24 protein-coding genes are annotated in these 21,954 nt (G+C 38.3%); 15 read left to right on the top strand and 9 right to left on the bottom strand.

The annotated features are described in order from the left end of the window. The first annotated feature begins 11 nt into the window (after positions 1–11). From QQK02_RS15320 to QQK02_RS15280, 9 genes are all read left to right on the top strand, one after another. Entirely contained in the window at positions 12–722 is a 711-nt protein-coding gene (locus QQK02_RS15320) for a succinate dehydrogenase iron-sulfur subunit (protein ID WP_284209004.1), read from the top strand. 95 nt (positions 723–817) lie between these two features. Then, entirely contained in the window at positions 818–3,619 is a 2,802-nt protein-coding gene (gene sucA / locus QQK02_RS15315) for a 2-oxoglutarate dehydrogenase E1 component (RefSeq protein WP_284209002.1), read from the top strand. Positions 3,620–3,657: 38 nt separating this feature from the next. Continuing rightward, positions 3,658–5,133 carry a 2-oxoglutarate dehydrogenase complex dihydrolipoyllysine-residue succinyltransferase gene (odhB, locus tag QQK02_RS15310; protein ID WP_284209000.1) on the top strand — a complete coding sequence of 492 codons (1,476 nt, stop codon included), beginning with the start codon at positions 3,658–3,660 and terminating at the stop codon, positions 5,131–5,133. Positions 5,134–5,598: 465 nt separating this feature from the next. Continuing rightward, positions 5,599–6,765, top strand: coding sequence for an ADP-forming succinate--CoA ligase subunit beta (sucC, locus tag QQK02_RS15305; RefSeq protein WP_284208998.1), 1,167 nt, complete (start codon positions 5,599–5,601; stop codon positions 6,763–6,765). Continuing rightward, a complete protein-coding gene (gene sucD, locus QQK02_RS15300; RefSeq protein ID WP_284208997.1) occupies positions 6,765–7,637 on the top strand; it encodes a succinate--CoA ligase subunit alpha in 873 nt (290 codons plus the stop codon). Before sucC ends, sucD begins: the two co-directional genes overlap by 1 nt. A gap of 606 nt (positions 7,638–8,243) precedes the next feature. Beyond that, positions 8,244–9,074 carry an L-type lectin-domain containing protein gene (locus tag QQK02_RS15295; protein ID WP_284208996.1) on the top strand — a complete coding sequence of 277 codons (831 nt, stop codon included), beginning with the start codon at positions 8,244–8,246 and terminating at the stop codon, positions 9,072–9,074. Positions 9,075–9,967: 893 nt separating this feature from the next. Beyond that, positions 9,968–10,735: a substrate-binding periplasmic protein gene (locus tag QQK02_RS15290; protein WP_284208994.1), complete on the top strand. Its 768-nt coding sequence runs from the start codon at positions 9,968–9,970 to the stop codon at positions 10,733–10,735. A 71-nt stretch (positions 10,736–10,806) separates the two neighbouring features. Further along, the gene (locus tag QQK02_RS15285; protein ID WP_284208992.1) at positions 10,807–11,037 is read left to right on the top strand and encodes a glutaredoxin family protein; all 231 of its coding nucleotides are present in this window, start codon (positions 10,807–10,809) and stop codon (positions 11,035–11,037) included. Between the two features lie 305 nt (positions 11,038–11,342). After that, on the top strand, positions 11,343–11,531 hold the full coding sequence (locus QQK02_RS15280; RefSeq protein ID WP_284208991.1) for a hypothetical protein: 189 nt from the start codon (positions 11,343–11,345) through the stop codon (positions 11,529–11,531). 105 nt (positions 11,532–11,636) lie between these two features. Here the strand turns inward: QQK02_RS15280 and QQK02_RS15275 are convergent, their stop codons facing one another. Together QQK02_RS15275 and QQK02_RS15270 are read right to left on the bottom strand one after the other, a co-directional pair. Continuing rightward, the gene (locus tag QQK02_RS15275) at positions 11,637–11,939 is read right to left on the bottom strand and encodes a DUF6172 family protein (protein ID WP_284208990.1); all 303 of its coding nucleotides are present in this window, start codon (positions 11,937–11,939) and stop codon (positions 11,637–11,639) included. Positions 11,940–12,042: 103 nt separating this feature from the next. Beyond that, positions 12,043–12,504, bottom strand: coding sequence for a VF530 family protein (locus QQK02_RS15270; RefSeq protein WP_284208989.1), 462 nt, complete (start codon positions 12,502–12,504; stop codon positions 12,043–12,045). Positions 12,505–12,660: 156 nt separating this feature from the next. Here QQK02_RS15270 and QQK02_RS15265 point away from each other — a divergent pair, with 156 nt between their 5' ends. Together QQK02_RS15265 and QQK02_RS15260 are read left to right on the top strand one after the other, a co-directional pair. Further along, the gene (locus tag QQK02_RS15265) at positions 12,661–13,188 is read left to right on the top strand and encodes a hypothetical protein (protein WP_284208988.1); all 528 of its coding nucleotides are present in this window, start codon (positions 12,661–12,663) and stop codon (positions 13,186–13,188) included. 103 nt (positions 13,189–13,291) lie between these two features. Then, positions 13,292–13,594: a hypothetical protein gene (locus tag QQK02_RS15260; protein ID WP_284208986.1), complete on the top strand. Its 303-nt coding sequence runs from the start codon at positions 13,292–13,294 to the stop codon at positions 13,592–13,594. Between the two features lie 108 nt (positions 13,595–13,702). Here the strand turns inward: QQK02_RS15260 and QQK02_RS15255 are convergent, their stop codons facing one another. After that, entirely contained in the window at positions 13,703–14,092 is a 390-nt protein-coding gene (locus QQK02_RS15255) for a DUF3718 domain-containing protein (RefSeq protein ID WP_284208985.1), read from the bottom strand. A gap of 392 nt (positions 14,093–14,484) precedes the next feature. On the opposite strand from QQK02_RS15255, the gene QQK02_RS15250 reads away from it, so the two are divergent. Further along, the gene (locus QQK02_RS15250) at positions 14,485–14,748 is read left to right on the top strand and encodes a DUF2999 family protein (protein ID WP_284208984.1); all 264 of its coding nucleotides are present in this window, start codon (positions 14,485–14,487) and stop codon (positions 14,746–14,748) included. 131 nt (positions 14,749–14,879) lie between these two features. After that, complete coding sequence (locus QQK02_RS15245) at positions 14,880–15,617, top strand: substrate-binding periplasmic protein (protein WP_284208982.1); 738 nt, start codon at positions 14,880–14,882, stop codon at positions 15,615–15,617. Between the two features lie 27 nt (positions 15,618–15,644). On the opposite strand, the gene QQK02_RS15240 is transcribed toward QQK02_RS15245, so the two are convergent. Then, positions 15,645–16,682 (bottom strand): alkaline phosphatase D family protein, encoded by a 1,038-nt coding sequence (locus tag QQK02_RS15240; RefSeq protein ID WP_284208981.1) that lies wholly within the window; start codon positions 16,680–16,682, stop codon positions 15,645–15,647. Positions 16,683–16,868: 186 nt separating this feature from the next. Here QQK02_RS15240 and glnS point away from each other — a divergent pair, with 186 nt between their 5' ends. Further along, positions 16,869–18,542: a glutamine--tRNA ligase gene (gene glnS / locus QQK02_RS15235; protein ID WP_284208978.1), complete on the top strand. Its 1,674-nt coding sequence runs from the start codon at positions 16,869–16,871 to the stop codon at positions 18,540–18,542. A 66-nt stretch (positions 18,543–18,608) separates the two neighbouring features. On the opposite strand, the gene fur is transcribed toward glnS, so the two are convergent. Then, positions 18,609–19,052: a ferric iron uptake transcriptional regulator gene (fur, locus tag QQK02_RS15230; RefSeq protein WP_284208977.1), complete on the bottom strand. Its 444-nt coding sequence runs from the start codon at positions 19,050–19,052 to the stop codon at positions 18,609–18,611. Between the two features lie 172 nt (positions 19,053–19,224). Between fur and QQK02_RS15225 the strand changes: the two genes are divergently transcribed. Further along, complete coding sequence (locus QQK02_RS15225) at positions 19,225–19,689, top strand: DUF4442 domain-containing protein (protein WP_284208976.1); 465 nt, start codon at positions 19,225–19,227, stop codon at positions 19,687–19,689. 65 nt (positions 19,690–19,754) lie between these two features. Here the strand turns inward: QQK02_RS15225 and fldA are convergent, their stop codons facing one another. The 4 genes from fldA to QQK02_RS15205 form a co-directional block, all read right to left on the bottom strand. Next, positions 19,755–20,282 carry a flavodoxin FldA gene (gene fldA / locus QQK02_RS15220; RefSeq protein WP_284208975.1) on the bottom strand — a complete coding sequence of 176 codons (528 nt, stop codon included), beginning with the start codon at positions 20,280–20,282 and terminating at the stop codon, positions 19,755–19,757. 28 nt (positions 20,283–20,310) lie between these two features. Beyond that, positions 20,311–20,592, bottom strand: a complete 282-nt coding sequence (gene ybfE / locus QQK02_RS15215; protein WP_284208973.1) for a LexA regulated protein — start codon at positions 20,590–20,592, stop codon at positions 20,311–20,313. A gap of 7 nt (positions 20,593–20,599) precedes the next feature. Beyond that, positions 20,600–20,821 (bottom strand): DUF2788 domain-containing protein, encoded by a 222-nt coding sequence (locus QQK02_RS15210; RefSeq protein ID WP_284208971.1) that lies wholly within the window; start codon positions 20,819–20,821, stop codon positions 20,600–20,602. A 265-nt stretch (positions 20,822–21,086) separates the two neighbouring features. Further along, the gene (locus QQK02_RS15205) at positions 21,087–21,857 is read right to left on the bottom strand and encodes an alpha/beta fold hydrolase (RefSeq protein ID WP_284208970.1); all 771 of its coding nucleotides are present in this window, start codon (positions 21,855–21,857) and stop codon (positions 21,087–21,089) included. Positions 21,858–21,954: the final 97 nt, after the last annotated feature.

Below are 21,954 nucleotides of genomic sequence, written 5' to 3'. Positions count from 1 at the left end.
GAGCGTTGATAATGAAACAAGTATTTTCAATTTATCGTTACAACCCAGATGTTGATAACGCACCTTACATGAAAGACTATGAGCTAGAGATCCCTGAAGGCTCTGATATGATGGTGCTTGATGCGTTAATCTTGTTAAAAGAAAAAGATTCAACGTTATCTTTCCGTCGTTCATGTCGTGAAGGTGTTTGTGGCTCAGATGGCTTGAACATGAATGGTAAAAATGGTTTGGCGTGTATCACACCATTGTCGGAACTTAAAGCGAGCAAAATCGTTTTACGTCCATTACCAGGTTTACCAGTAGTACGTGATTTAATTATTGATATGACTCAATTTTATAATCAGTATGAAAAAATTAAGCCATACTTAATCAACGATGGTAAAGAGCAACCCGCTCGTGAACATTTGCAGTCAATTGAAGATCGTGAGAAGTTAGACGGTCTTTACGAGTGTATCCTATGTGCATGTTGTTCAACCTCTTGTCCATCATTTTGGTGGAACCCTGACAAGTTCATTGGTCCAGCAGGTTTATTGCACGCGTATCGTTTCTTAATCGATAGCCGTGATACTGCTACTGAAGAACGTTTAGATGGGTTACAAGATGCCTACAGCGTATTCCGTTGTCACGGCATCATGAACTGTGTTGATGTTTGTCCGAAAGGATTGAATCCAACAAAAGCAATCGGCCATATTAAGTCGATGCTATTAAAAAGAGCGGTTTAAAAGCTTGAACATTTGCGAAGTAAACGATGTACTATCGTTTACTTCGCGCAATTAAATCGTATATCTGTTGCTTAATACCAGTTTAGGAACTAGCAATGCCCGAAGGTGCAATGAAGGCTTGGTTAGAGTCTTCCCATTTAAGCGGCTCTAATGCTGCATATATTGAAGAACTGTACGAATCTTTTCTAGATAATTCACAATCTGTGCCTGCGCAGTGGCGTGAAATATTTGAAAACCTACCAAAAATTGAAGGTGCTGATGTTGAATACAAGCACTCTGAAATTCGTGACGAATTTAAAGAACTTGCGAAACAACCTGCTCGCGTTGTTGTTTCTGGAAGTTCAGATGGCAAGCAAGTTAAAGTACTCCAACTGATAAATGCTTTCCGTTTTCGTGGTCACCAAAATGCCAACCTTGATCCATTAGGTATTTGGCAACGTGATCGCGTAAGAGACCTTCAATTATCTCACCACGAGTTATCTGAAAACGATTTCGATAAAGAATATAACGTCGGCTCATATGCTGTAGGTCAAGACACAATGAAGCTTGGTGATTTATATAAATCACTGCGCAAAACTTATTGTAGCTCTATTGGTGCAGAATATATGCACATGACCTCAACAGAGGAAAAACGTTGGTTGCAATCACGTTTAGAGTCTGTTCAATCACAAGCACAATTATCTAAGACTGAAAAAGAAGAGCTTCTTAAGGGCTTAATTGCCGCTGACGGTCTAGAAAAGTATTTAGGTGCTAAATTCCCAGGTGCTAAACGTTTCTCGCTTGAAGGTGGTGATGCGTTAATTCCAATGCTTAAAGAGTTAATTACTCGTGCAGGTAGCCATGGCACTAAAGAAGTGGTTATGGGGATGGCTCACCGTGGTCGATTGAATGTATTAGTTAACGTGTTAGGTAAAAACCCATCAAAATTATTTGATGAGTTTGCTGGTAAACACGACGATTTAGTTGGTTCAGGTGATGTTAAATATCACATGGGTTACTCGTCGGATTTTGTCACACCAGGTGGCAACGTTCACTTAGCGTTAGCATTTAACCCATCACACTTAGAAATTGTAAACCCAGTAGTTATGGGCTCGGTTCGTGCTCGTCAAGACAGACGCGACTGTGATGATGGTGATTTAGTTTTACCAATTACCATTCATGGTGATTCGGCGATTGCTGGTCAAGGTGTTGTTCAAGAAACCTTTAATATGTCGCAAGCGCGTGCATTTAAAGTGGGCGGTTCAATTCGTATTGTTGTAAACAACCAGGTTGGTTTTACAACATCGAAAGCTGAAGATACGCGCAGTGGTGAATACTGTACTGAAATAGCCAAGATGGTTCAGGCGCCAATTTTCCATGTCAATGGTGATGATCCTGAAGCCGTTATTTTAGCAACGCAAATTGCCTTAGACTTCCGCAATAAATTTAAGCGTGACGTTGTTATTGATCTAGTTTGTTACCGCCGCCATGGCCATAACGAAGCTGATGAGCCAAATGCAACTCAGCCTCTTATGTACCAAAAGGTCAAAAAACATCCTACACCTCGTCAGTTATATGCGAACAAGTTAGATGCTGAAGGTACAATTCGCCTAGATAAAGCGAATGAGCTAGCAGAATATTACCGTAAATTATTAGATGAAGGTCAATGCACTGTTGATCAGTGGCGCCCAATGACAGAGCATTCTGTTGATTGGACTCCATACCTAGGTCACGACTGGGACGATCCGTATGAAGCTGCAATTGACTTAGATAAACTGAAAGGTTTAGCTCATAGCATTTCTAGCTACCCTGAAGATCATCCTGTGCAATCGCGTGTTAAGAAAATTTACGATGATCGCAAGAAAATGGCCAAAGGCGAGAAGTTACTCGACTGGGGTTTTGCAGAAAGCTTAGCCTATGCTGCGCTTGTTAATGATGGCAACAATGTTCGAATTACGGGTCAAGATTCTGGTCGCGGTACATTCTTCCATCGTCATGCGGTTTTACATAACCAAAACGATTCATCTACTTACTTACCTTTGCAAAACGTTGCAGAAAATCAAGGTACGTTTGAAGTACACGACTCTGTATTATCAGAAGTATCAGTGCTTGCGTTTGAATACGGTTATACGACGGCTGAACCAAAAGGGTTAACTATTTGGGAAGCACAATTTGGTGACTTTGCTAACTGTGCACAAGTCGTTTTTGACCAATTCATTTCTTCAGGTGAGCAAAAGTGGGGCCGATTATGTGGCTTAACCATGCTTTTACCTCATGGTTATGAAGGTCAAGGCCCAGAGCATTCATCAGCTCGTTTAGAGCGATTCTTGCAATTATGTGCTGATCACAATATGCAAGTATGTGTGCCATCAACACCTGCGCAAGTATTTAATATGCTACGTCGTCAAGTGGTACGCCCTATGCGTCGTCCATTGATTGTTATGTCGCCAAAATCATTATTACGTCATCCATTAGCTGTTTCTTCACTAGAAGAATTAGCTGTTGGTGAATACCAAAATGTCATTGGTGAAATTGATGAGATTAACCCGAAAGACGTTGAACGCGTTGTTATGTGTAGTGGTAAAGTGTACTACGAGCTATTAGAACAACGTCGTAAGCAAGAACTAAATAACGTTGCTATCGTTCGTGTAGAGCAACTTTATCCGTTCCCTGAAGCAGAATTGCAGAAAGTGTTAGAGAAGTATCAACACGTTAAGCAATTTGTTTGGTGCCAGGAAGAGCCGCAGAACCAAGGTGCTTGGTATTGTTCACAGCATCACTTCCGCGCAATCATCCCCGCAGGTGCGTATTTGACTTATGCCGGCCGTAAGGCTTCAGCAGCTCCAGCTGTAGGATATATGTCAGTTCATGTTAAAGAGCAACAGGCGCTAGTTACTCAAGCGTTAACTGTTGAATAAGCCATTATTGGTTAAAGTGTAAGTAAGGAATAAGTTAAATGACAACCGAAATTAAGGTTCCTGTATTACCAGAGTCAGTTGCCGACGCAACAGTAGCTACTTGGCATGTTCAAGTAGGTGATTCTGTAACTCGTGATCAAGTGTTAGTAGAAATTGAAACAGATAAAGTAGTACTTGAAGTACCTGCAACTTCTGATGGTGTTATTACCGCTATCAATGAAGCTGAAGGAGCAACGGTATTAGGTGACCAAGTGATTGGTGTTTTATCGGAAGGTGAAGCAACAGCAGCACCGGCTAAAACTGAAGCAGCTGCACCGGCAGCTAGTTCTGGTGGCGAAACGCTTGAAATTTTAGTACCTGTATTACCTGAGTCAGTAGCAGATGCAACGGTAGCAACATGGCATGCAGCTGAAGGTGACGCAGTAACTCGTGATCAAGTACTTGTTGAAATTGAAACAGACAAAGTTGTACTTGAAGTACCAGCGACTGCAGATGGCGTTATGGGTAAAATCATTCACGCTGAAGGCGACACGGTATTAGGCCAGCAAAAAATTGGTGAATTAGTTGCTGGCGCGTCAGCCGTAGCTGCTGCACCAGCGCAAGCTTCTGAGTCTGATGAAGCATCAGGTGACGGCATTGCATCTCCTTCAGTACGTCGATTAATGACAGAAAAAGGTTTATCTGAAGCTGATGTTAAAGGCACAGGTAAAGGCGGACGTATTACGAAAGAAGATGTTGAAGCAGCAACTAAGCCAGCTGCAGCGGCACCAACTTCAGCACCTACAGCAGCTGCACCTGCGGCAGAGCAAGGTGAGCGTAGTCAAAAACGTGTTCCAATGACACGTTTACGTAAAACCATTGCAAACCGTTTATTAGAAGCGAAAAACTCTACAGCGATGTTAACCACGTTTAACGAAGTTAACATGAAGCCAATCATGGATTTACGTAAGCAATACAAAGATGTATTCGAGAAAACTCATGATACACGTTTAGGTTTCATGTCGTTCTACGTGAAAGCTGTTACTGAAGCCTTAAAACGTTTCCCTGCAGTTAACGCATCAATTGACGGTGATGATATTGTTTATCACAATTATTTTGATATCTCGATTGCCGTTTCTACGCCTCGTGGTTTAGTAACACCGGTATTACGTGACTCTGATCAATTGTCTATGGCTGGCATTGAACAAGGCATCCGTGATTTAGCAATTAAAGGTCGTGACGGTAAGTTAACAATGGACGATATGCAAGGTGGTAACTTCACAATTACCAACGGTGGTGTATTTGGTTCATTATTATCAACACCAATTATCAACTTGCCACAAACGGCTATCTTAGGCATGCACAAAATCCAAGATCGTCCTATGGCAGTTGACGGTAAAGTTGAAATCTTACCGATGATGTATTTAGCACTATCTTACGATCACCGCCTAATCGACGGTAAAGAGTCTGTAGGTTTCTTAGTAACAATTAAAGAATTACTAGAAGATCCAACACGCTTATTATTAGATATCTAATAGCATGAGTTAAATGAGTGTTTAAATCACTCATGAATATAAAAGGTCACATTTTTGTGGCCTTTTTTGTTTCTATCAAAAGGGCTTTAGTAACTAAATGGCTGTTAATACAAAGCGTTGTTTTTATAACTGATTTAAGTGCACTTTTAAATAACGTGGTTTGCGAATAGAATTTAAGCAAATAAGTTATTTATTTTAATCAGAGTTTTAATCGCTAAATAGGGGAGCTATCCCTCGTTTTTACTGTCAATTCGACGAATGTCTAATAACGAAAGACCTGTGCTTTTACACGCTTTTTATCACAAATGTAACGCAGAGTCATTAAATGCTACTTTAGGGCTTTAATCTACTAGCTATAATGGATATAATTCGAGCCAATTTACAAACGGGTTAGTGTTTTTACTCAACTGGTTCGGGTTGAATAAATAGCTAACTTCACTTCAAATAAAATGATTGGGAAACGCCATGAATTTGCATGAGTATCAAGCGAAACAATTATTCGCTGAATATGGTTTACCAGTTTCTGAAGGTTTCGCTTGCGATACACCTCAAGAAGCTGCTGAAGCTGCCGACAAAATTGGCGGCGATATGTGGGTTGTTAAGGCTCAGGTTCACGCTGGTGGTCGCGGTAAGGCTGGTGGTGTTAAGCTAGTTAAAACCAAAGAAGAAATCAAAGAATTCGCACAACACTGGTTAGGTAAGAACTTAGTGACTTATCAAACAGATGCGAATGGTCAGCCGGTTGCTAAAATCTTAGTAGAAAGCTGTACTGACATCGCTAACGAATTATACCTTGGCGCTGTTGTTGACCGTGGTTCTCGTCGCGTTGTATTCATGGCATCAACTGAAGGCGGTGTAGACATCGAAACAGTTGCTGAAGAAACTCCTCACTTAATTCACAAAGCAGCGATTGACCCATTAGTAGGTCCTCAAGCTTACCAAGCACGTGAATTAGGTTTCAAACTTGGCTTAAACCCAACTCAAATGAAGCAATTCGTTAAGATCTTCATGGGCTTAGGTAACATGTTTACTGATCACGACTTTGACTTACTAGAAATTAACCCGCTAGTAATCACAGACGAAGGCAACTTACACTGTTTAGACGGTAAGATTGGTGTTGATTCAAACGCTTTATTCCGTCAACCAAAAATCCGTACTTTCCACGATCCATCTCAAGAAGATGAGCGTGAAGCACATGCTGCACAGTGGGAATTAAACTACGTAGCATTAGACGGAAACGTAGGTTGTATGGTTAACGGTGCTGGCCTTGCAATGGGTACAATGGATATTGTTAACTTGCACGGAGGTAAGCCAGCTAACTTCTTAGATGTTGGTGGCGGAGCGACAAAAGAGCGTGTTGCTGAAGCATTCAAAATCATCTTATCTGATGACAACGTAAGTGCAGTATTAGTAAACATTTTCGGTGGTATCGTTCGTTGTGACATGATCGCTGAAGGTATTATTGGTGCTGTTAAAGAAGTAGGTGTTAACGTTCCTGTAGTTGTACGTTTAGAAGGCACTAACGCTGAAGCTGGCCGTGAAGTATTAGCTAACTCAGATGTTGATATCATTGCTGCTGAATCATTAACAGATGCTGCTACTAAAGTAGTTGCTGCTGCGGAGGGCAAATAATGTCTGTATTAATTAACAAAGATACTAAAGTTATCTGTCAAGGTTTCACTGGTGGTCAAGGTACTTTCCACTCAGAGCAAGCTATTGCATACGGTACGCAAATGGTTGGTGGTGTTTCACCAGGCAAAGGCGGCCAAGAGCACTTAGGTCTTCCTGTATTCAACACAGTACGTGAAGCAGTAGAAGCAACTGGCGCAACGGCAACAGTTATCTATGTTCCAGCTCCATTTTGTAAAGATGCTATTTTAGAAGCTATCGATGCTGGTATCGAATTAATCGTTACTATCACTGAAGGTATTCCTACGTTAGACATGCTTGACGTTAAAGTTAAGCTTGAAGAAACTGGCGTTCGCATGATTGGCCCTAACTGTCCAGGTGTTATCACGCCGGGCGAATCTAAGATTGGTATCATGCCAGGTCACATCCACAAGCCAGGTAAAGTAGGTATCGTATCTCGTTCAGGTACATTGACTTATGAAGCCGTTAAGCAAACTACTGATGCTGGTTTCGGTCAGTCTTCATGTGTTGGTATTGGTGGTGACCCAATCCCAGGCACTAACTTTATCGACGTTTTAGAAATGTTTGAAAATGACCCTCAAACTGAAGCAATCGTGATGATTGGTGAAATTGGTGGTACAGCAGAAGAAGAAGCAGCTGAGTACATTAAAGCTAACGTTTCTAAGCCTGTAGTTTCTTACATCGCTGGTGTTACTGCGCCTGCTGGTAAGCGTATGGGGCATGCTGGTGCTATCATTGCTGGTGGTAAAGGTACTGCTGACGACAAATTCGCTGCACTAGAAGCGGCTGGTGTTAAGACTGTACGTTCACTAGCGGACATCGGTGTTGCACTTAAAGAAAAGACAGGTTGGTAATCTAACCGTCTGACAACATTGAGTTGTCATTCCAGCGAAGGCTGGAATCTTAAGAATTAAAAAACCCGCTTATTAGCGGGTTTTTTTATCAAAGCGTCTAGTTTTTTCTGGTTTAAACCTCCACCTTTTTCTCATAGAAAAGACCTTCAATCAATATTCGTTAGTTTTAAATTGTTCTTTGCTTTTTGAGCCCCTTAGCGCTTTTATATTTATCTTTCTTTTTTACTCACCTTTCTCTTTATCCGTTATTTGAATAATCTTTTCTGTATGACGCGAGTTGAAGATACTAGAGGTTATTAGAAACGTTGCATTTAGCATTGCATTTAGCATTAAACCGTTATTTTATTCTATCGGAACTTGTTCATCACGATCGATGCTAGATCTTGTGTTTCCTGCCTATACGTATGCCACCTAAGCCTTAATAAATATATCACGAGCTCTAGAACGAGTACTTTAACGAAAATTTTCATTACAGGCATGAAGTTCGCATAGTTAGAAGCAAGTGATAATAAAACACCTCTTTGTTTGCTTTAGTCGATGGCTAAATCGCTTAAAGGAGGTCGAAGGAACTGTGAGTTTATAGCTTTCATTGAGTCGAGGTGAGAAATGAAGAAATGGATAACCATCATATTGTCGTTTATGGTTGTAAATTATGTATCTTCACAAGAGTTACAGTTTTATGACTTTTCTGATTTGTCTACTATTCAATTAAACGGCACAGCAGTCAATATAAACCCAAATAACACTGATGTATTAAGGTTGACTGATGATCTATACCAGTCGAGTAGTGCATTCTTAGTCGACCCAATTTCGTTAGACAATTTCGCATCTTTTAGTGCTGCCTTTGAATTTCAGATATTGGAACCTCAGGGGATTTATGATTCTGATGGTCAAGGAGCAGACGGATTAGCATTTGTAATACAGTCGAATTCGAATACTGTCGGCGGCCTTGGTGGACGATTAGGTTATGGCGGTATTAGTAACAGTTTAGCCATTGAGTTCGACACGTGGGGAAACAACTGGTGGGACTTGGGCCAAGGTAACCATGTTGGAGTAAACGTTGATGGAAACATGAGCTCAATTGAACGAGTTATTGTTGATGAAAGAATGAATAATGGAGCTGTGTGGACAGCTTGGGTTGACTATGATGGTATGGCAGAAATACTTGAAGTGAGTTTATCCCAAGAGCAGAGTCGGCCTGATAATCCTATATTAACTACTAATGTGAACCTTGTTAATGTTTTAGGGACACAGGAAGCATATGTTGGCTTTACATCAGGTACCGGAGCTGCGGCTGGAAATCATGAAATAATAAGCTTATTTTTTAACGATGATTATGATCCTATTACAACTGTTGTGGTTGATGAGCCTAATACTATAGTGCTGTTTATTCTTGGGGCAAGCATCGCTATTTACTCAAGAAAGGTTTTAAACTAGGTCGTAAATTATTGTGAAGGTTAAACTAGCTTTGTATTCCTCATACTTAGGTTCTGCAAATGTGACAATTGAGGTCAGCTACCAATTAACAGCATTTTTGAGAAGGTTTATTTCGCGTAAAATTGTTAAGATAGCTAGTGTCACCCCTTAAGGAGATTCCCCCGGCTTTCTATAAAGCTCTTTGGAGTCGCTGGAAAACGCATCATCCACTCATTGTCTGAAGCAAACGCTTAGATTTCACTACGTTGTGCCCCGATGCTATTGCTATCACCCATGAAAGCAATAGCAGCGCAGGTTTTATTTCTTCAGCATTTTCAAAATCAGAATAGTCCGCTATTTTCGAGTGGTAATTAATGACCTTGGTATTAAGCTGTTTGAAGTCTTTTAGTTAGCTAATGTTGGGCGCTGTACTAGTAAATACCTATTTCTATGAAAACAATAATTATTTCATTTTTGATAGCGTTTTATCGATGTCAGCGATGGATAGCTTGAATTGATTGTGCCGCACGGATAAATATGCGTCAGGTGTGGTAAAAACACGATAGTGAGGCAGAGTTTTTATGCGTTAAGCTAGGCACCGAGGCTTTCTGAGGAAGGTAATGTTATTTGCTTTTAACTGCAGTCGTCACATAGATAGTATCATTAGAACGAGAAACAAATCTTTATAGAATTTCACCAGTTGGCTAAAATATCGAAAATAAAGCTCGAAAGAGCTATAATATAGACATATGTACTAATTTTAGCTAGTTTTGAAAGTACGTCCGGCTTAGCTTTAGCTGTGTAAAAGGAAGTTATTACGTAAATTTGATGTTTTCAATTTAACAATTATCTATAGCGTGTTCTAAGAAGTTACATCACTATAGTCGCTATAAATTTAATTAAGGACCTAGTAGATGATAAAGATTGCTGTATTAATCTCCTTACTGTTGGTTCCTTTTCAATTGTTTAGTCATGAGTTTATTATCGGGGTAAATGAGCGTGATATTTACCGCTACAAAAATGAACAAGATGAATGGGTTGGAAAAGACATCGAACTTATCAAGGCTGTATTTCGTCGTACGCCATTCAAGTATCGAATAGTGTCTATGCCATGGGCGAGAGTGATAAAAGAGCTTGAAGCAGGGACTATTGATATGACCGTTGCAGCAACGGCTTTATCAGAAAGGAAAAAATATGCACTGTTTACTAAAAACAATTTTCGTTACAGTCACCATATGCTTTTTGTGAATAAAAAAAAATTATATCTATTTGAGTCGGTAAATGAGTTAGCCGATCTAGCTTCTGTTGATGTGATAATTGCTGCTTTGCGCGGTGCTATTTTTTACGAATCTTACCCTGAGTTACTAAAAAATGAGCAATTTGCTAAAAGAATTGTTTATACCAGTGATGATCAAAACATGTCTAATTTTGTTCTTAAAGGTAGGGCTGACGGATATATTGAATCAGAAACGGAAGGAAAACATTATTTATTATCTCAACCGGGGTATAACGAAAATATTGTCCCTCTTTTTCGCATTACCAATGATGATCAAGCAGGCAGTAAAATTATGTTTTCTAAGGCAAGAATTTCACAAAAAGAAGTAGACATTTTTGATACTGCCTTAAAAGCATTACATGACAGTGGAGAATATGAGAGAATATCGAATTCTTTTCTTTTCTAGTTTTGGTTTTTCTTTGTATTTCAATGGTTTAATTGAGTTTATTGAACAGGATAATGAGTAATAGGGTAATCATGAAACGTGTTGTTTTATATGTCTCTGACAAATGCCCACATTGCAGAGAAGCAAAAAAGTACTTAGATGACAATGGTATTCAATACCGCTTAACCAACGCGAAAATGCAACGTGGACGTAAAGAGCTCGATGCGATTGGCGCTCGCTCAGTGCCTGTACTTAAAATTGGCAATGAAGTGATGATTGGTTGGAATGTAAAGAACTTTAAAAAGATCTACGGGGCAAGGTAAAACTTCGTAAATAGTGATGCCTCATTGCTATTCTCCAGACTCTACACACAACTCACAAAATACAGATGGTAACTTCTATTTACTGACGAGAATGAGAAGTAATTTATCTAGCAGTTAACTATTTTGATTGGGTATTTTGCATTGCAAAATGCATTAGTATTGAAATTTTCAGTGCTTTTAAACTTTTACTGTAAGTAACCATTAATATAAAACCTATACTATTCAACTAAATAAGCTTTCATTGAACGTTGGCATTTAATCTGCTTTTTTAAAAGTGTAATTGGTGTGCAATAGCTGAGGTCAGTATGAGTATCAATAATGATTTATGTAATAGTAACCTTTTAGAAGAGGATAATAATGAACTTCGTTTCGGTCGAGCGAATCACACTACCTTTCTAAATATTAGAGATTTTAAAATTAGCGAAGTAGATACTAATAAGCACAACTCATTAGAAAATAATGAAGTAGATGTGGCTGTGCTCGGTTACAACTAAACGTGAATTTAATCGTAAAAACAGAATTAAACAAAAACTAAAAAAACCGCCGTAGGCGGTTTTTTTATAACAAATGTTATTAAGTTACGGGTAGTGACTCAATAATTATTCGTCTTCGCCCAAAATTTTAGGTGTTCTATGTCCTGTTTTGGCTAGTATTTCTAGGTAAAAACTGTCTAAGCCTTTAGTTACTGCATCATCAATTGATTTATTGATTTGTGAAACATGAATCACTTCAGCATAGTCTTTCGCTGAACCATATTTACAATCGAAGTCCCAATAATCAGCACCTTTAGGTAATTGCTTATTACGTTCTCTACGCAAGTACTTTTTCACTTCGTGCTTAATTGCATCAACAAGACGTGGTTGTTTAATTTTTTCATGATGTAATGAAAAGGTTTTCTTCATGGTGGTGCCTTAGTTTTGGGGCAGGGAGTATGAACTCAGATAGGGGCGTACTTTAACATATATACAAGACAAACTTTGTAATTTATCTGCATTGAATAAGCCGTTAACAATTTGCCCATGGATCTATTTTACCGTCAATATTATTTGCCGGCTTAGCTTTATGTTTTTTAGGTGCTGCAGAGCGATTGTTATCTCTCAAACGGGCCTTTTTCTCTCGCTTTTCCTTTAGGATTTGTGCGTCTTCAAAGCTCAATTCTGCCGGCTCTTTTGGTGTAATTCCTTCAGGGATTATGCGTTCACGAGGCGGTTTTTCAAATTCGCTGTCGCTTGCTCGAGGTAGGCTTTTATATTGATATAGATAAAATGACTCTACCTTTTCTCGCGCCCATTGCGTTTTCTTCAAAAACTTCATACTTGCCGCGATGCTTGGGTTCTTGTTGAAACAATTAATGTTTAAATAAGCATACAGCAATGCAAAGCCGTATTGGTCAACTAGTTCATTTAACACGGTTGCTAAACTGGTGCCGTGTAGCGGGTTATTTAAATAAAGGTTGTTATCAGTCAAAACGGTTTTTCTCGAAGGGGTATTGGTGCGCAGTATAGTTGAAATTCAAGCTTTTTAACATTGCCTTTTATGTGCTTGTTAACTAATCAATCGATTTTGTGATCGTTCAAGCGTTTTAGACGTATTGTATAGTGTCTACTTACAGAGGGTAAAACAATGAAACGGTATTACTATCTATCAAATGACATTGATAACACTGCACAATTTGAACAAAAGCTTGTTCATTCCGGTGTCGAAAAACAACATATTCATGTTTACGGTATTTCTGACACCCAGGCACAGCATTACGCGCTAACACCCGTATTATCTATTTTTAAAACTGATCTTGTACATTACTTGCTAAGAGGACTTTTTGTCGGTCTTATTTTATCGGCAGTTTTAACCGCGCTGTTAATTGTCTTCCAAGTACCTAATGTCGTATTGCTATCTATCATTGGTTCTATCTTTCTGACAGGCTTTGTCACTTGGGAGGCTGGTTTGATCGGTTTACATAAGGTTAATTACAAGTTCTCGCCCTTGAAGAAGCTGTTAACCGATACAAATCATCTTGTCATGGTCGATGTTGATGCTCAGCAAGCTTCCTTGTTATGTGAGCAAGCAAAGCGTTTAAAATGTATTGTACCTGTCGCTGTAGGCTCTAATTTGGTTAATCCATTTGAACAACAAGAAACGTTGCTTTTTTAAACATTATTTTATTTGCTGTCATAAACTTGTCATAAAAATATGCTAGGGGTTCTGTAGGCTTGTTTGCTATTATTTATCCTGTCGTTACTTAAAGGGGATAAACATGTATAAAACTATACTTGCAGCGGTTACCATTTTAAGTTTTAGCCAAGTAGCCAATGCAGCTGATAAATCTGAAATTTGGCAATGTATGGATGATAAAACTATATCAGTGAAAGAAGACTGTATGGTGTCAACCATTGAAAAGCATACGGAATCTACTGATTTTTTTGATAAATTAGCTCGTAAGCAAATTTTACAAAAAGGTGATGCGTATTCAACTGTGACTTACTTTCCAGCGCAAAACCTCATTCAGGTTAAATCAATTGAAACTAAAACTGATTTGTTATTAGCCGCGCGTAAATAACATCCACACTAGAAAGCCACATATAGTATTGATATGGGGCTTCTGTGTTAACTTTTAACCTACTTCAACTTTCCTAAAACCTTCTCTCATATTTTCCTACGCCAATAGTTAACGGCTTGATGCTACATAGATTACCTTTTCATCTTGGCTATTACGTGCAACTAAATCGTTTATTGTAATGTTAGGATAAACACGACTTTCTCTATAGGTTCTTCTATTTAAGTACTTATAGGTATCTTGTGCTTGGTAAATGTAAGCAAACTTCGCTAATGACAGATCATTGCAACGTAGTGAATTTATCGTATGGCTTGAGCCATAATCACTATAGCGTCTGATCTGCGTTTTTAACGAGGCGAGATTATTGGTCACTGCATTTAAACATATATGGGTTTCAGGAGTTTGATCTGTGGCAACAAATTTAATATTTCCAGCGCTAACTGTAGTGCTAACAAAAATTAATGAAGCGATAATTGCCGTATAATTGGTTACTTTAGACATAATTAATTCCTTCTGGTGGTAAACGTCCTATTGGTAATCTCTCCTGCAATCAACTACAGCAATAAAGCGATGCGGGCATTGAACAATCCTTTGTTAGCCTAATCATGAACCAATACATTATGTATTTGTGTGTCTAGGTGTAATCAAACATTGTTATTTGACACATACCTTTTTCTAAAGGCTTGTTAGATAACTAAATGATTAATCGTTATTAAATAAAATAGGACAACGGCATTAATCAGGAAGAGTTGTGTCATCGTTGTGTTATTGACACATTGATTAACACTGCTGCCTTTTATGAAACAAATAGAAAAGATTAACGAAAGCACTGTATTGCGAAGGTTATGTTCATTTATAATTATCACAATGAATAAATGAACAAAAGAGTCACTATGAACCCAATTATTAAAGTATTAAAAGATAACAACATATCTAACGAGCAAATCTCTGCTATTTTTACTGAATTAACGCAAAACCCAATCATGGCAATGGCCACTATTGGTAGTTTAGGTATTCCACAAGAAGAACTGCAGCCAGTGATGATGCAAGTAATGACAAACCCTGCATTAATCAAAGAAGCAGTTGTTGAGCTTGGTCTAGATATGGAAGCTGTAGAAAAAGCAAAAGCTCAACTTGATGAAAGTAATCAAAAATAAGTTTTTTAGTCGTGAGTCCTGGACTCACGATTATTTTATTTAAAACCTGATATTCACTACTGTTGTCAATATACAGCTAAATATTGAAGTTATGCTATAGTTAAAGGTAATGTCTTAATTATGAGTATGATATGACGTGGTTACATAGTAGTAGTGGTTTTTTGTTATGTATTGCTTTTCTTTTTTCTTCCTCTGTTTTTTCTAATGACTATGATTTTGCCTCTATTGAGTTTTTGATTGAGCAAGAAGTTGGTCGTCACGTACTTCCTCAAATTTATAAAAATATCGGTATTGATATATCCATAGAGCCATTGCCTGCTCCAAGAGCACAGCAACACGCTAACGCTGGAACAAAAGCCGGGGAGATTATGCGTATATGGACTTATGGTGATGAAAACCAAAATACAGTCAGAGTTCCTACGCCATACTATTACTTAGAAACCATGCCTTTTATTTTAAAGGGGCGGCGCATCACAATAGAAGATAAGTCAGATTTATCAGGCTATGAGCTAACAAAGGTTCGTGGCGTAAAACATACCGATAACATCACTAAGGGGATGTCGAGAATATACGAAGTGAATAGCACTAAACGAATGTTCACGTTATTAAGTAATCGCCGCGTTGATATTGCGTTAACCAATACATTAGATGGTGAGTTGATGCGAGCTCGCTATGGTTTTAGTAATATCGTCGCAACCGGTAAGCCGTTAGCAAAATTGCCTTTATATCACTACGTCCATAAAACACATGCTCATTTAGTGCCTAAAGTCGATGCTGAAATTCAACGGTTAGCAAAAAGTGGTGAACTGCCAACAATGATAAGTGACGCTGAAAAAAAAGTGATAAAAAAAGTATTACGTTCTCGTTAAATGTTGATTGTAAGAGCGTAGCACAAGTTATTTGTTACTAATTTCTGAAAGCGTAAGTTGAAATTGATGAATGACATTACCTTCCTTGCCTTTTAAGCCCATCTCTATAATTGGGTCAGCTTGCTGCCAGTCTACCTCAATAAAACCATAATTTACTTCATTAACACCTTTTGCAATACGGTGTTTATTCGGGCTAACTTCTTTCCATTTTTCACTTAGGCCTGAACTAGTTATTTCCCAAAAAGGATAAGGTGTATTATCGGTGATTCTCGATACGTCACCAAAGTGTGTATCGCCGGAGATAAATAATACTCCGTCAATTTTTTCGTTAGTAATAAAGTCGAGCAGGCGTTTTCGCTCATGTGGAAAGTTTGCCCAAGTCTCCCAACCAGAAAACTTATTAAGTAACTGTATTCCTGAACCTATCACTTTAATGGCAGCAGGCTTTTTAAGTTCAGCTTCTAGCCATTGCCACTGTTGCTCACCTAGCAATTGATCACTTTTATCAGGCGACGGTAAATAAGGGCCCATAAATTTAGGTGTTCGTTCTTTTGCTCTTGTATCGTCATCTACTCGATGTAAACTGTCGCGGTTCCATCTAAGGTCGGGCAAGATGACACGAATGGTATGAGCGCCTTCACCGTATAAGTAAGATGTATAAATCCCCTCTTGAGTATAACGAACTGAGTGTTTTGGCTCTTGCCAAAAATCTAACATGATTTGACGGCTTTGCTCTTTGTGTTTGAACTCTTTTCCGCCATCGCCCTTACCATAATCGTGATCATCCCAGATTGCGACTAAATCACTTTGACTTTTTAGTTGTTGAAAGCCTTTATTGTGAGCAAGCTTTTTATATTGTTCAGCCATTTCTGAAATATCAAAATAAGAGCTGTAAATATTGTCACCAAGAAAAACAAATACGTCGGGTTTATCAGCATTAATGGCATCAAATATAGGCATGGGTTTGTGTTGTTTGGCACAAGAGCCGAAATAGATTTTTTCTATCGGTGCGGCTTGCAGTGAAAACGACATTAGCAAAACACTAAGTGCAAGATTCTTAAACATGAAAGTCCTTTTACAAAAACAGGAAAATAAACAAGGTGAGTTGATGTGTTTTATCATGACATTAACTCACTCATATTAGCAAAATATTAAACATAAATATCAATTCTAATGACTATATCACTAGGCCAAGTATTGCTATAATGTCGGATTATTCAAATTCTAATTATCTTTTTTGAGGTTGCGTGGATGTCGGAAGCTGAAAACCGTCCAACAAATTTTATTCGTCAAATCATTGATGCAGATCTAGCAAGCGGCAAACATACGGGAGTACAGACGAGATTCCCACCTGAGCCTAATGGCTTTTTGCACATTGGTCATGCTAAATCAATTTGCTTAAATTTTGGGATTGCTCAAGATTACCAAGGTTTATGTAACTTACGTTTTGACGACACAAACCCTGAAAAAGAAGACATCGATTACGTAAACTCAATTCAAGAAGACGTAAAATGGCTTGGTTTTGAGTGGGCTGGCGATATTCATTATTCATCTGACTATTTTGATCAACTTCATGGTTATGCTGTCGAGTTAATTGAGAAGGGTTTAGCCTATGTCTGTTTCCTTAACGGCGAAGAAATGCGCGAGTATCGTGGCACGTTGAAGCAACCGGGTAAAAATAGCCCGTATCGTGATACATCGGTTGAAGAAAACCTCGTCTTATTTGAAAAAATGCGTAAAGGTGAATTTAAAGAAGGTGAGTGTTCACTACGAGCAAAGATCGACATGTCATCAAGCTTTATGTGTATGCGTGACCCGGTAATTTATCGCGTTAAATTTGCTCATCACCACCAAACAGGTGATAAGTGGTGCATTTATCCAATGTATGATTTTACGCATTGTATTTCTGATGCGATTGAAAACATAACACACTCATTATGTACTTTGGAATTCCAAGACAACCGTCGTTTATACGATTGGGTCATTGATAACATTTCAATTGAATCTCAACCTCGTCAGTATGAGTTTTCTCGCTTAAATCTTGAATACACAGTCATGAGTAAGCGAAAGTTAAATGCGTTAGTTGAAGAAAACCTTGTTAATGGTTGGGATGATCCTCGTATGCCAACTATTGCTGGTTTTAGACGCCGCGGCTATACCCCAGGTTCAATTCGTGAATTCGCTAAGCGTATTGGCGTGACTAAAATGGATAATACGGTTGAGATGGGTGTATTAGAAGCATGTATTCGCGAAGACTTAAACGATAATGCACCGCGAGCAATGGCTGTTTTAGACCCAATTAAGCTTGTGATCGAAAATTATGACGAAGCTAAAGTAGAAGAGCTAACCGTTAAAAATCACCCAAGTGATGAAAGCCAAGGTTCACGTATTGTGCCATTTTCTAAAGAGCTTTATATTGAAGCTGAAGACTTTAGAGAAGAAGCAAATAAGAAATATAAACGTTTAGTACTTGATAAAGCTGTTCGTTTACGTGGTGCTTACGTTGTCACAGCTACCCGTTGTGACAAGGACGCTGATGGCAATGTGACTACGGTATACTGCACATACGATGACAAAACACTAGGTAAAAACCCAGAAGACGGTACTAAACCAAAAGGTGTTATTCATTGGGTAAGTGCAGCGCAAAGCATTGATGCAGAAGTTCGCTTATACGATCGTTTATTTAACGTGGAAAATCCAGCAGCTGCTGAAGACTTCCATAGCGTGATGAACCCTGAGTCATTAACTGTGATAGCAAAGGCTAAAGTAGAGCCTTATTTAGCAAACGCTCAACCTGAGCAAGCATTTCAATTTGAGCGTCAAGGGTATTTCTGTCTTGATAACAAAGATGCAACATCAGAACATCTTGTATTTAATCGTACGGTAGGTTTACGTGACACATGGGCTAAAATAGCAGGCAAATAATTTGAGTCAGCTAAACAGCAAACAATAAAAAAGGAGCTAAACGCTCCTTTTTTTAATCACTTTTATCTATAGATTGCTTTTGCGGTATGCTTCACAGGCATCTTCGTCTTCGCATTCACCGTATAAGTATAGACTGTGATTCGTTAGTTTAATGTTGTGAGACTTCGCAATATCAAGTTGGCGAGTTTCTATAACGTCATCTTCAAACTCCACAACCTTACCACACTTAAGACATACTAAATGGTCGTGATGTTTCTTATGTGATAATTCAAATACAGATTTACCACCTTCAAAGTGGTGACGTGTAACAATACCAGCATCATCAAATTGGTTTAATACGCGATAGACTGTTGCTAAGCCAATCTCTTCATTTTGCTCTAAAAGAATTTTATATACATCTTCAGCACTGATGTGCTGATTATCAGGACATTGTAAAATACCTAAAATTTTAACTCGTGGTAACGTTATTTTCAGGCCAGCACGTTTTAGTTCTTCATTTTGGTCAGGCATAGATTTTATTTGTTATTAATACTCTAGGGAAAATTATAGAGACTTATCGGCAATGATGAAAGCCTTAGTTAATTACTCAAGTAATATTTATTGTTAATTCTTTATTAATCTTTGCTTTTTATTGGCTATTTCTGGGATAATTGACTGGTACGATGAGTTGAAGGGTTTATCAATGAATATAATGTTTTCTAAAGCATGGGTATTTAAGTTATTTATTAACTTATGGCCACCGATGTTTTTTTCTCGAATCAAGTTAATTTCGTTGTCTGACGATTTCAGACAGGCACGGGCATCAATGCGTTTAAGTGCTTGGAATAGAAATGGTGTAGGTAGTATCTTTGGCGGGGCCTTATTCTCGCTTACCGATCCTTTTTATATGATGATGCTAATGGCACGGCTAGGAAAAGAATATGTGATTTGGGATAAATACGCCGATATCGATTTCATTAAGCCTGGGCGTGGTAAAGTTTATGCAGACTTCATAATTACTGATGAGTTGCTAGATGAAATAGCAAAACAGACCGCCAACGGTGGAAAGTATCTACCTGTGATCCCTGTCTATATAAAAGATGAATCGGGCGATGTTGTTGCGAAGGTTATGCGTACGTTATATATACGCAAGAAACAAAGAAAATAATTTTAGGTAAATAAAAAGGGGTCAGAGTAAAAATACTCGGACCCCTTTTTTTATTCGTTTAATGGTTAGTCAGCTAACTCTGCTAAACACATTTCGTCGTAGATTTGCGTAACCCACTTGTCTACACGTTCTTCAGTAAGTTCTGGTTGACGATCTTCGTCAATACATAAGCCAATGAAAGTGTTGTCATCAACTAACGCTTTAGATGCTTCGAATTCATAACCTTCTGTAGACCAGTTACCTACGATTATCGCTCCTTTTGATTCAGCAATATCGCGTAATGGTTGCATTGCATCACAGAAGTACTCTGCATAATCTTCTTGATCACCTAAACCAAAAATAGCGACTAACTTGTCAGTGAAATCAACTTCTTCTAAGTCTGGTAAAAAGTCATCCCAATCACATTGGTTTTCACCATAGTACCACGTTGGAATACCTAAAATAATCAGATCGAATTCTGCGATTTCTTCTTTTGTACTCTTAGCGATATCCTTTACTTCAACTAGCTTTTTACCTAGTTTTTTCTGGATCATTTTACTTACAGCTTCAGTATTGCCTGTATCGCTACCAAAGAATAAACCTACAATTGCCATTAAGTTTTACCTTTTACTCATAAAATTATTAACATTCGTCACTTTCTAACACATCAGCTAAAATTGACTCGATCAACTCGCCACGACTAACATTTTGTGTTTGCGCCATTGCATCAAGTTTTTCAAATAAACTTTGGTGCATTTTAAACTCAACACGTTTCAAGCCACGCTTCTTATCACGCTTTACTTGATTACGCTTGTTGATTTTAACTTGCACACTACGAGAGTGTGGATTTGTTCTAGGTCGCCCTGGGCGTTTTTCCTCTGAGAACAAATCTATCGTTGTTACGTCTGAAACTTCTTTTGCCATGAACTACTTAACCAATTCCTTGGCTTTCCCAGAAAAACTGGATAAGACCTTTCGCAATAAAACCTGCGCAACCTAGCACCAATACGAAATACACAACATATTGGCCCATTTTAGGCACGTCGTTTTTTTTCATTACGTCGTGAATAGATAACCCTATGAAAATAAAAATAAAAGCAAAAAATAAATTCAAGCCTACAGCTTCAATAACTTCTAAATATTCTGCTAACATAGCGCCACCTTCAAAAATTCACGGCGCACTATAGCACAAGGGGCAATTAATCACAGCAATCCAAGGCAAAAATATTGTTAAATTCTAGGCGAATTAACTTTTTTTGACCTTTATCGAAAGACAGTATGCTTTAGTGATATTGTGCTCTTTAATATTAGCTAAATAAGTGTCTATTAAGTGCAATGTCGCGCGTTTAAAAATGTCATTGGCTGACATGGTATTTCAGTCAAATTAACCTAAATGGGTATGATAAATACCTGTATTTTTATTGGTCGAGAAAGTCGTTAACAATTTTATTAAATGCCGTTGTTTTCTCGGCATGTAGCCAATGGCCAGCACCTTGGATGATTTTCGCAGATACATTCGGAAAAAGTTCATTGATACGTGCTCGGTGAGCTGAGGTTATATAGTCTGAATTTCCACCCTTGATAAATAAGGTATCACCTAAAAATTGATTGTTGCCAAGGTAACCAGACATTATTTGATCATAGCAGTTATCAATAAATTCAAGGGCGCATTTAAAATGGTAGTGACCATTTGTTGTTGCTAAATTTCGCAATAAAAATGGGCGAACTGATGCATCATCAACATAGTTTGATAACTGATTATCGGCATCTTTACGGCTATGTACCTGGCTAAAATCAATTGATTTTAGGCCATTGATGATTTGCTGATGGTGGGCCGGATATTTTATCGGAGCAATATCGGCAATCATCAATTTATTGACGCGTTGCGAGTAAGTTAACGCTAACTCCATGGCGATTTTGCCACCCATAGAGTGGCCTAGCACATGAGCTGATTCAATATTTAATGTGTCCATTACGGCGATAACATCAGCAGCGAGTTGCGGATATTCCATGTTGTTCTCATGAAAAGATGAGCCATGGTTTCTGACATCAATACTCGTGACACAGTATTTATCAACCAAGCCTTTAGCTACCATATTCAAGTTTTCCATGGAACCAAATAGACCATGAATGAGGATGACATGGTCGCCTATGCCAACTTGTTTATAATTGAGAATTTGAGTATTCAAGCGTTGCCTTTGAGTCAATCAGTTTCAACGACATTTTCCTTAAAAGTCGGCAATAATTCAATCGCCAAAAAATTTTAGTCGTTATGCTTGTTTAATA

This window comes from Thalassotalea eurytherma (assembly GCF_030161415.1).
GTDB lineage: Bacteria > Pseudomonadota > Gammaproteobacteria > Enterobacterales > Alteromonadaceae > Thalassotalea_G > Thalassotalea_G eurytherma.
The sequence above is the reverse complement of the archived record's forward strand: the minus strand, read 5'-3'. Positions and strand labels throughout refer to the sequence as shown.

Coding starts and splice junctions, on each gene's coding strand:
- QQK02_RS15320 (WP_284209004.1), top strand. CDS start 12: ATGAAACAAGTATTTTCAATTTATCGTTACAACCCAGATGTTGATAAC.
- sucA (WP_284209002.1), top strand. CDS start 818: ATGCCCGAAGGTGCAATGAAGGCTTGGTTAGAGTCTTCCCATTTAAGC.
- odhB (WP_284209000.1), top strand. CDS start 3,658: ATGACAACCGAAATTAAGGTTCCTGTATTACCAGAGTCAGTTGCCGAC.
- sucC (WP_284208998.1), top strand. CDS start 5,599: ATGAATTTGCATGAGTATCAAGCGAAACAATTATTCGCTGAATATGGT.
- sucD (WP_284208997.1), top strand. CDS start 6,765: ATGTCTGTATTAATTAACAAAGATACTAAAGTTATCTGTCAAGGTTTC.
- QQK02_RS15295 (WP_284208996.1), top strand. CDS start 8,244: ATGAAGAAATGGATAACCATCATATTGTCGTTTATGGTTGTAAATTAT.
- QQK02_RS15290 (WP_284208994.1), top strand. CDS start 9,968: ATGATAAAGATTGCTGTATTAATCTCCTTACTGTTGGTTCCTTTTCAA.
- QQK02_RS15285 (WP_284208992.1), top strand. CDS start 10,807: ATGAAACGTGTTGTTTTATATGTCTCTGACAAATGCCCACATTGCAGA.
- QQK02_RS15280 (WP_284208991.1), top strand. CDS start 11,343: ATGAGTATCAATAATGATTTATGTAATAGTAACCTTTTAGAAGAGGAT.
- QQK02_RS15275 (WP_284208990.1), bottom strand. CDS start 11,939: ATGAAGAAAACCTTTTCATTACATCATGAAAAAATTAAACAACCACGT.
- QQK02_RS15265 (WP_284208988.1), top strand. CDS start 12,661: ATGAAACGGTATTACTATCTATCAAATGACATTGATAACACTGCACAA.
- QQK02_RS15260 (WP_284208986.1), top strand. CDS start 13,292: ATGTATAAAACTATACTTGCAGCGGTTACCATTTTAAGTTTTAGCCAA.
- QQK02_RS15255 (WP_284208985.1), bottom strand. CDS start 14,092: ATGTCTAAAGTAACCAATTATACGGCAATTATCGCTTCATTAATTTTT.
- QQK02_RS15250 (WP_284208984.1), top strand. CDS start 14,485: ATGAACCCAATTATTAAAGTATTAAAAGATAACAACATATCTAACGAG.
- QQK02_RS15245 (WP_284208982.1), top strand. CDS start 14,880: ATGACGTGGTTACATAGTAGTAGTGGTTTTTTGTTATGTATTGCTTTT.
- QQK02_RS15240 (WP_284208981.1), bottom strand. CDS start 16,682: ATGTTTAAGAATCTTGCACTTAGTGTTTTGCTAATGTCGTTTTCACTG.
- glnS (WP_284208978.1), top strand. CDS start 16,869: ATGTCGGAAGCTGAAAACCGTCCAACAAATTTTATTCGTCAAATCATT.
- fur (WP_284208977.1), bottom strand. CDS start 19,052: ATGCCTGACCAAAATGAAGAACTAAAACGTGCTGGCCTGAAAATAACG.
- QQK02_RS15225 (WP_284208976.1), top strand. CDS start 19,225: ATGAATATAATGTTTTCTAAAGCATGGGTATTTAAGTTATTTATTAAC.
- fldA (WP_284208975.1), bottom strand. CDS start 20,282: ATGGCAATTGTAGGTTTATTCTTTGGTAGCGATACAGGCAATACTGAA.
- ybfE (WP_284208973.1), bottom strand. CDS start 20,592: ATGGCAAAAGAAGTTTCAGACGTAACAACGATAGATTTGTTCTCAGAG.
- QQK02_RS15210 (WP_284208971.1), bottom strand. CDS start 20,821: ATGTTAGCAGAATATTTAGAAGTTATTGAAGCTGTAGGCTTGAATTTA.